The following is a 7,697-nucleotide window of genomic DNA, read 5'->3' on the forward strand; positions in this document are numbered from 1 at the left end:
GGGACTGGGCAAAAACCGGGGATTGACCAATCCCGTGCTCGACAGCCCCCACCACAGCATCAAAGGCACCACCACCGACAACCCCATCAGCGACCAACTGAGGTGCTGGGGAATCGCCTCCGCAATTCGCCAAAAGATACTGGGCTTTAGGCTGGGGGAAGTGGGTTTTTCGGAATTAAGAGCGTTTGACAGCATGGGAGGGGAGGGGGTGATGGAGTGATGGGGTGAGGGGGTGAGGGGGTGAGGGGGTGAGGGGGGATAGGTGACAGAAAGTTTTGAGTTTTGAATTTTGAGTTTCCCGTAGGGTGCATTCGCGAAGCAATGCACCGCAGAGATGCCGCGCCCAATGCAGGATGTCGCCATAGAACCGTAGGGTGGGTATTGCCCACCAATCCAGGTCTGTGATGTAGGGAACGGTGGGCCGTGCCTTCTTAGAGGTGGATGGGTAGGGGCGCGGTTTCCGCGCCCAATGCAGGGGGTGACAGGGGACAGGGGAGAACCTTGGGGGCGGGTTGGGCTCGAATCCACTGGGGAACCCACAATGGAAGGCTCAAAACCCGCCCTGCCCTGTCCCGGAGAATCCCTCCCCTAGAATGCTGGGCGGTGCCCACCCTACGGGAGGATTGTTCACTGCCCCGTGCCGGGGACTCTAGGCAGCATCGGCATAAGCCTGGACAAACTGATCATCCAGGACAGCATCCAAGTCCGGCGCTTCGGGGATAAAGCCCACCTCCACCATGAACTCGGTCATACGCTCAGCGGCGTAGGGCATGTGAACCATAGAATCCCCAGGGGAAAAGGCTTCCAGATTTTCCTCTATGGTGAAAAAGCGGGTGCCCTCCAGATATCGCTCAAAGTCCTCATCGCTGACACTGGCCCGCTGCGCCATGATGGCATTAGCCTCCTCGGGGTTTTCCTCCATAAAGGTGAGGATGTCGAACCAGGTATTGACCAGGGCTTGCACTTGATCAGGCTTCTCATCAATCAGGGTCTGGGTCACCACCAAAAGATCGGGAATCGCCCCCGGAAACGCCGCCGAACTCGTCAACTCCTTACTGCCCTCCCGCTGGAGGGCAGTCTCCCAAAAAGGGACCCAGCCTGCAAAAGCATCTACCTGACCCGCCGCAAAGGCAGTCGCCGCCGCTCCGGTTTCCAGGTTTTGAATCGTGACCTGATCTCGGGTCAGTCCCTCCTCCTCTAGGGCAAGGTTAAGCAGGAAGTCCCCCACCACCCCTTCCTCTAGGGCCACGGTTTTGCCCGCCAAGTCAGCCACAGTATTGATATCCTCGGCCACGATTACCTTGTCGTTGCCAGCAGAGTTGTCATTGACTAGCACTGCCACTTCCCCATTCACCGCTTCATCGGCAAAGGAAATAGTGTCGTTGAGGGTTTGGCAATTGGCATCCAGTTGCCCAGCGGCCAGGGCTTGCATGGATTCCAAGTAGCCATCAAACCAGATCAGTTCCACATTGGCCCCGTTTTTTTCAAACAAGCCCTCTGCTTCGGCGATCGCCCAGGGCCACCACCCCGCCCAACTGCTGTAGCCCATGACAATGGGCTGGCCGCTGGGAGCCTCTGTGGTGGGCTCCGCTGGGGTATTGGCACTGTCGGGAGATTGGGGCGTACAGCTTATGGTGACTAGCAAGCTGCAACAAAAGGCGAGAAATAGGGGAATGAAGCTACGGCGGTTCATGGGACTCCTTGGAAATCAACTCAACTCTGGAAATTTAGGTTTCAGATTTCAGGTTTTAGGCTTCAGGTTTCTCCTTCGGAGATTGTGTTTTGGGGCGAAGCCAGTCTGAAGGAATGACGTAATCTCCAAATTTTCATGCTCTGGTGGCTAAGGGGACATGGGCTTTAATCCAGGCATACCAGGCATCTAATCCCTCTCCCGTTTTCACCGAGACGGGAATGATGTCCCCCTGGGGGTTAATCTGGCGAACATGATCGGTAATGCGCCCTAGGTCCACATCTAAATAGGGGATGAGATCTGTTTTTGTAACCAACAGCACATCTGCCTCTCGAAACATGACTGGATACTTCAGCGGTTTGTCTTCTCCCTCAGTGACACTGAGCAGCGCCACCTTGGCATGTTCCCCTACCTCGAACTCGGCGGGGCAGACCAAGTTGCCTACGTTTTCCACCAGCACCAGGTCTAGGGACTGGGGCTCGTAATCCCGCGCCAGGGTGTGGATGCCCCCGGCTACCATGCGGGAATCTAGATGGCAGGAGCGTCCGGTGTTGATGGCGATCACGGGCACGCCGTATTGCCGCAGGCGATCGGCATCCAGCTCTGTGGTCATGTCCCCTTCGATCACAGCGATCCGCAATTCCGGGGTCAGGGCTGCCAGGGTTTTTTCCAATAACGCTGTTTTCCCCGCGCCGGGGCTACTCATGATGTTGAAACAGGTAATGCCCCACTGATCAAAATGGGCACGGTTGTGGTCTGCGCCCTCTTGGTTGGCATGGAGCAGGTTGAGGCCGATGGCGGTGTCGATGGATTGGTGCATGGGAGTGTGGGAGTGGGGGGGTGTTGGGGTAGGGGGGTGTTGGGGTGGAGGTGAGAGAGTTTTGAATTTTGAGTTTTGAATTTTGAATTTCCCGTAGGGGCGCGGTTTCCGCGCCCAATGCAGGGGATGACAGGTGTTTGGGTAGGGGCGCGGTTTCCGCGCCCAATTCAGGGCATCGCCACCAATCCAGGTATTGGGCTATGGGGAAGGGGCGGGTTTGCCTTGTGTTTTCTGGGGAATCCAGAATTGAAGGCTCAAAACCTGCTTTGCGCTGTGGTGGGTCATCTGTCAGACGTATTTGTAGGGTGCATCCGCGTCAGCGATGCACCAGGTTAGCGATGCGCCAAGTTAGCGATGCACCATTACTCGGTAATGGTGCAGGAGACAGGTCAGAAAAATTTCAGGTAGCGTTTGATTTCCCAATCAGAAATGTGGGTGTGGTATTCCTCCCATTCCTGGCGTTTGAAGTCGGTGTAGGTCTTTTGCATCAGTGGCCCCATGACGGTGGTGCTGAGGGGATCGGCGTCGAAGGCTGCGATCGCATCTTGTAATGTCCGGGGTAGCAGGTCAATGCCCATGGTCTCCAGTTCCGCCAGGGAGTAGGTGTACATGTTTTCTGTGTGGGGTTTGCCGGGGTCGAGGCCGTCGCGAATGCCCTCTAGTCCCGCTGCGAGAATCATCGCTGCGCCCAGGTATGGGTTGGTGGCGATATCCGCTGCCCGACACTCTACTCGCCCCCCTGCTAGGGGAATGCGCAGCATGTTGGTGCGGTTGTTGTTGCCGTAGCAGATGTAGACCGGAGCCCAGGTAAAGCCCGAGTCGCTGCCCTTGCGAATCAGCCGCTTGTAGCTGTTGACCGTGGGGCAGGTGACGGCGCAGATGGCCTTGGCGTGGCGGAGAATTCCGGCGATGAACTGGTAGCCCAGCTTGGAGAGTTTGCAGCCACGGAGATCGGCAGGATCCTCGAATAGGTTTTTGCCCGTTGACCTATCCGCGAGGGACATGTTGTAGTGGGCTCCGCTCCCGGTGCGGTTGGAAAACGGCTTGGGCATGAAGCTGGCAAAGTAACCGTGCTTCCGCGCCAGTTCCTTCACCATGAGGCGAAAGAAGGTGAGGCGATCGCTCATGGTTAGGGCATCGGCGTAGGCAAAGTCCGTCTCGAATTGACCGTTGGCATCCTCATGGTCAAAGGAATAGACATCCCAACCGAGGCCGTTCATCATCCCCACCAGTTCCGTCAGGAAGGGATAGTTATCCAGCAGCCCCCCTAGGTCGTAGCAGGGTTTGGCCAGGATATCGCGATCGCTGACGGGGCCAAAGCTGCCGTCTGAGTTCTCTTTGAAAATAAAAAACTCTGTTTCAATGCCCAGATTGAAGGTGAAACCCATCTCCGCCGCCTGGGCCAGCATGTTTTTGAGAATGGTGCGGCAGCAGGCTTCAAAGGGGCGGCTCTCCAGGTACAGATCGCTGGCGAACCAGGCAATCTCTGGGTTCCAGGGCAGCACCGTAGCGGACTTCGGATCCGGCATCGCCGCCACTTCCTCATCACTGATGTCCTGGGGCACCCCATCCAGTGCCGCTCCGGTGAACAGTTCGGAGCCCTGCATCATTTGCCCCAGGTGGGCCAGGGGAACCATTTTGGCCTTGCTAATGCCGTGGATATCCACATAGCTGGCGAGGGCGTATTTTACCCCTTGGGCTTCTAGGGAAGATTTCAGAGACTCAATTTCCGGCGTCAATGCAGCGCTCATATCAAAACCCTAAACATTGTCTGTATTTCGTTGAGTCGTCGAGACCGTGGGGGCAGCAGCGGCATATTCGACGCGATCGATCTTCAGTTCTCGCCCAGAGCGAATGTCCTCCATAGGGGTTCCACAGGTGGGGCAAGCATAGTGCAGGCCCATCTCTGGGCGATACTCCGCCTGACAGGGGTGGCAATAGGCAATCAGCGGCGTTTCCTGAATCACCAATTCCGCCCCATCCAGAAATGTGCCTTGGGTTTGCACATCAAAGGCAAACTGCAACCCCGCAGGCTCTACACAGGTGAACTGCCCCACGGTTAAATGCACCTTCTCAATAGGCGGATGCTCTGGCTGCGACTCCCACCAGTCCCGCACGGTGAGGATTAGCGCCTTGGTCATGTCGGTTTCGTGCATAGCGGCTCAAAAAACTTTCTGTCTGTGGGTAAAAAGTGTCAACTTAGACCTTCTGAACGCTTGCTGCCGGAGGAACCTGGTTAGCGGGGGACGCAGCATCCGTCATTCCCCCTGAGGAGAGTGGCTGGTAACTGGGGCTCGAAAAAGGTTCAAATCCTTCTCCCCAGGGAGCGGTTAGGTTACAGAGCAACCGAAACTGGAGTGGTGTAGGGGCGGGGTTAACTCGCTCCACCTCAACCCTGATCTGCTCAGGAAAATCACACGCCAGTTTGAAAAAATCCTCCGCCAGATAGCGAGGACAGTACCCTACCTGATGCCGATCTTCAGTTCTCAGTACTAAAGCACGAGAGTCATAGGCATTTTGCAGGTCATGCATGATCAACAGTTGTGTACCCGGCACTAAAGTCTGGATATGCTGCTGGTCGGTCTCTGGGAAATGGCGGAGACCATGAGTAAAGAAGTGAATATGGTAATTGCCATCAGCCTCCCGCTCAGGACAGGGGAAAACCTCAAAATTATCGGTCTTGCGTTTGCCACCACTGCGGGCTAAGAGAGCGATCGGATCATCTTCGTGTTCAGGAAGGTTGAGCCACTGCACGAAGTCTTTGTACTCAGGGCGGGAAGGACGCAGCAGCCGATTGAAAAACAGGGGAAATAGCTCCTGAGAACCGTAAGTGTGGAAAAGCTCTGGAAATGACCAGATGGGCTCAAACGCAGCTTTTTTGTGGGCTTCTAGGGCTCCTTGCAAATAGCTAAAGGAGTACAGTCCTTGATCATGGGTCAGCCGCCCCACCGGAAACCAGGTACGGGAGTCAGGGTCTTGCCAAGCAAGAAACAGGGTTTTCATGGCAGTGTCTCCTGTAAATGCATCAGTCTGTTCCGATTGATGTCAAGCATCTGGCGGGCAAACTCTAAGGCTGTGGGCGAGATCCGGTGCTGGGGAATCCGATTCAGTAGCTCGGTAATCTGGCTTGGAGTAATGTTTGCCAGTTGCTCTAGCCATCGGGCGGCGGACTGGCCATAATTGCGGGCCACCGTAGCAAAAACTGTAAAGGTCAGCATGGGCTTACGATCTACCTCTTGCCGGTAAAAGGCTGATCGGGACTTGGCAGCATAGGTTGCCACTGTTTGTTGAGTCAGGTGTCGTTGACGTTTGGTATCTTGCAGTTCTCGCCCCAGACAGGCAGCGTGGTCGTAGGTGGGAGCCAACATGGGTGTTCCTCCGGGTAACGGCATCACGAAGCCCCAGTTTTCGTGGTGGCGATCGCCATTGCCAATCCAAGCATCGAGCAGCAGGTAGCCGATAAACGTAGCAACTGCACTATCAATGCCGAGGGGTGCCTGCCAGTGGGGGGGCAGTTGCACGCCCGCTTGGCTGATGGCCTGAAAAACTAAGGTGAGGGTGTGTTGAGACACGTTGTAACCTTCGTGCTTGGGATAGCTAGACACCAACGCTGCCAAAATCTCGTTGCCGTGAACCAATGTGGTCTTGGGGGGTAACAGGTTGGGGGAAATAGTCCCCCATTGCCCGTTCCAGATGGCCAGTTCGTAGGTGGCATGGGGCAAACCTAGGAGTTGGCAGAGTTCAGCAGCAATTTTTTCTGACCAGTCTTCACCAGTATTGGGGCGCGCCCGCTTGAACAGGCATTCACCTAAGGTGTGATCGTCGTACCAAAATTTACGCTTGCTACCCATGGCTTCTTCGGCACGGGCAGCATCCGTGGGAACCTCGATAATGGGAAAATCATTGCTCATTGGAGCTGACAACAGCTAAGTCCACGCCTGATCTACCTCCATATTCGCCTCCTCGTGGATGTAACTGGGCTTCTCCCGCCGGGGGAGCTGACCGGAGACGACGAGGTGGGCCATGGTGTCGCAGATGACGCGGGTGGCCATGAGGGAGGTCATGTCGCTGATGTCATAGGGGGGGGAGACTTCCACGACTTCGATGCCGCAGACGGGGGTTTCCCGGATGATGCGTTTCAGGAGGTACAGGGCTTCGCGGGGAAGCAGGCCACCGGGTTCGGGCCAGCCGGTGCCGGGGACGAATCCGGCGTCGATGCAGTCGATGTCGAAGCTGATCCAGACGCAGTCGGTGCCGTCGGTGGCTTTTGCGATCGCAAAATCTGCTGCTGCATCCAGACCCATTTCCATAATGTCGGTGACGGTGAGGATGTTGGTGCCCCGCTCACGACACACCTTCACCCCTTGGCGGGGTACCTGCCAGCCGCCAATGCCGAGCTGCACCAGGTTTTCTGCTGGGGCATTGGCCATGTTGGTGGCGTGAAACCAGGGACAGGTGTGCATCCGTTCATCCAGGTCCGTTTCCTGGGTGTCTACGTGGCGATCGAAGTGGATGATGCCGACCTTTTTGTCCCCGAGGTGGCGGCAGATGCCCCGCACGGTGGGGAACCCGATGGAGTGGTCGCCGCCCAGGAGAATAGGAAACGCTCCGGAGGCGAAAACGTGGGCAACGCCCTTGGAGATTTGGTCGAAGGATTTCTCGTTGTTGGCGGGAATGGTGAAGATATCCCCCACGTCGCAGAGGGTGATCTGCTCCCGCAGGTCTACGCCAAATTCAAAATTGTAGGGGGTGTAGAGGGCGGAGATGCGGCGGATGCCCTGGGGACCAAAGCGGGTGCCCGGTCGGTAGGTGGTGCCGGAGTCGTGGGGCACGCCGACGATGGCCACATCGTAGTTTCCCACCTTGCGCACATCCTCTACATAGGGGGCTTTCATGAAGGTGTTGATCCCGGCGTAGTGGGGCAGTTCTCCCCGCGAAAAGGTGGGAATAGTGCGATCGCGAATACTAGCCGCTCCCTCCAGGCCATATTCCAGACCTTGATCTACCTCCTGCTGCCACCCGGTCATGGGCAGTTGGCGTTCTTTTTCCAGGGCTTCGGTTGCTTCGGTGGGACGTTGGAAGATGGGTTGGTCGGTCATGGGGGTGCGGTGGTGATGGGTGGGGAGTGGGGTGAAGGGTGAAGGGTGGATGGGAGTGGGGGAGTGATGGGGTATTGGGGTGTTGGGG

Annotated in this window: 8 protein-coding genes; 1 reads left to right on the plus strand and 7 read right to left on the minus strand. The window is 56.7% G+C overall.

Features of this window, described 5'->3' with window-relative positions; translation table 11 throughout:
* On the plus strand, positions 1–220 hold a 220-nt coding region (locus LEP6406_RS34745), incomplete at its 5' end, for a hypothetical protein (protein ID WP_263971157.1).
* Positions 221–649: 429 nt separating this feature from the next.
* On the opposite strand, the gene LEP6406_RS0209240 is transcribed toward LEP6406_RS34745, so the two are convergent.
* From LEP6406_RS0209240 to LEP6406_RS0209270, 7 genes are all read right to left on the minus strand, one after another.
* Complete coding sequence (locus tag LEP6406_RS0209240; RefSeq protein ID WP_008308646.1) at positions 650–1,693, minus strand: ABC transporter substrate-binding protein; 1,044 nt, start codon at positions 1,691–1,693, stop codon at positions 650–652.
* A gap of 133 nt (positions 1,694–1,826) precedes the next feature.
* Positions 1,827–2,510 carry a hydrogenase nickel incorporation protein HypB gene (gene hypB / locus LEP6406_RS27260; protein WP_008308648.1) on the minus strand — a complete coding sequence of 228 codons (684 nt, stop codon included), beginning with the start codon at positions 2,508–2,510 and terminating at the stop codon, positions 1,827–1,829.
* Between the two features lie 389 nt (positions 2,511–2,899).
* Entirely contained in the window at positions 2,900–4,261 is a 1,362-nt protein-coding gene (glnT, locus tag LEP6406_RS0209250) for a type III glutamate--ammonia ligase (RefSeq protein ID WP_008308650.1), read from the minus strand.
* A 9-nt stretch (positions 4,262–4,270) separates the two neighbouring features.
* Positions 4,271–4,666: a hydrogenase maturation nickel metallochaperone HypA gene (gene hypA, locus LEP6406_RS0209255; RefSeq protein ID WP_008308652.1), complete on the minus strand. Its 396-nt coding sequence runs from the start codon at positions 4,664–4,666 to the stop codon at positions 4,271–4,273.
* Between the two features lie 43 nt (positions 4,667–4,709).
* On the minus strand, positions 4,710–5,513 hold the full coding sequence (locus tag LEP6406_RS0209260; protein WP_008308654.1) for an HIRAN domain-containing protein: 804 nt from the start codon (positions 5,511–5,513) through the stop codon (positions 4,710–4,712).
* Positions 5,510–6,421, minus strand: coding sequence for a HipA domain-containing protein (locus tag LEP6406_RS0209265; protein ID WP_008308656.1), 912 nt, complete (start codon positions 6,419–6,421; stop codon positions 5,510–5,512). The genes LEP6406_RS0209260 and LEP6406_RS0209265 overlap by 4 nt, the downstream gene beginning before the upstream one ends.
* A 15-nt stretch (positions 6,422–6,436) precedes the next feature.
* Entirely contained in the window at positions 6,437–7,609 is a 1,173-nt protein-coding gene (locus tag LEP6406_RS0209270; protein ID WP_027268993.1) for an agmatinase family protein, read from the minus strand.
* Positions 7,610–7,697 lie beyond the last annotated feature (88 nt).

This window comes from Leptolyngbya sp. PCC 6406, from assembly GCF_000332095.2.
Classification (GTDB): domain Bacteria; phylum Cyanobacteriota; class Cyanobacteriia; order Phormidesmidales; family Phormidesmidaceae; genus PCC-6406.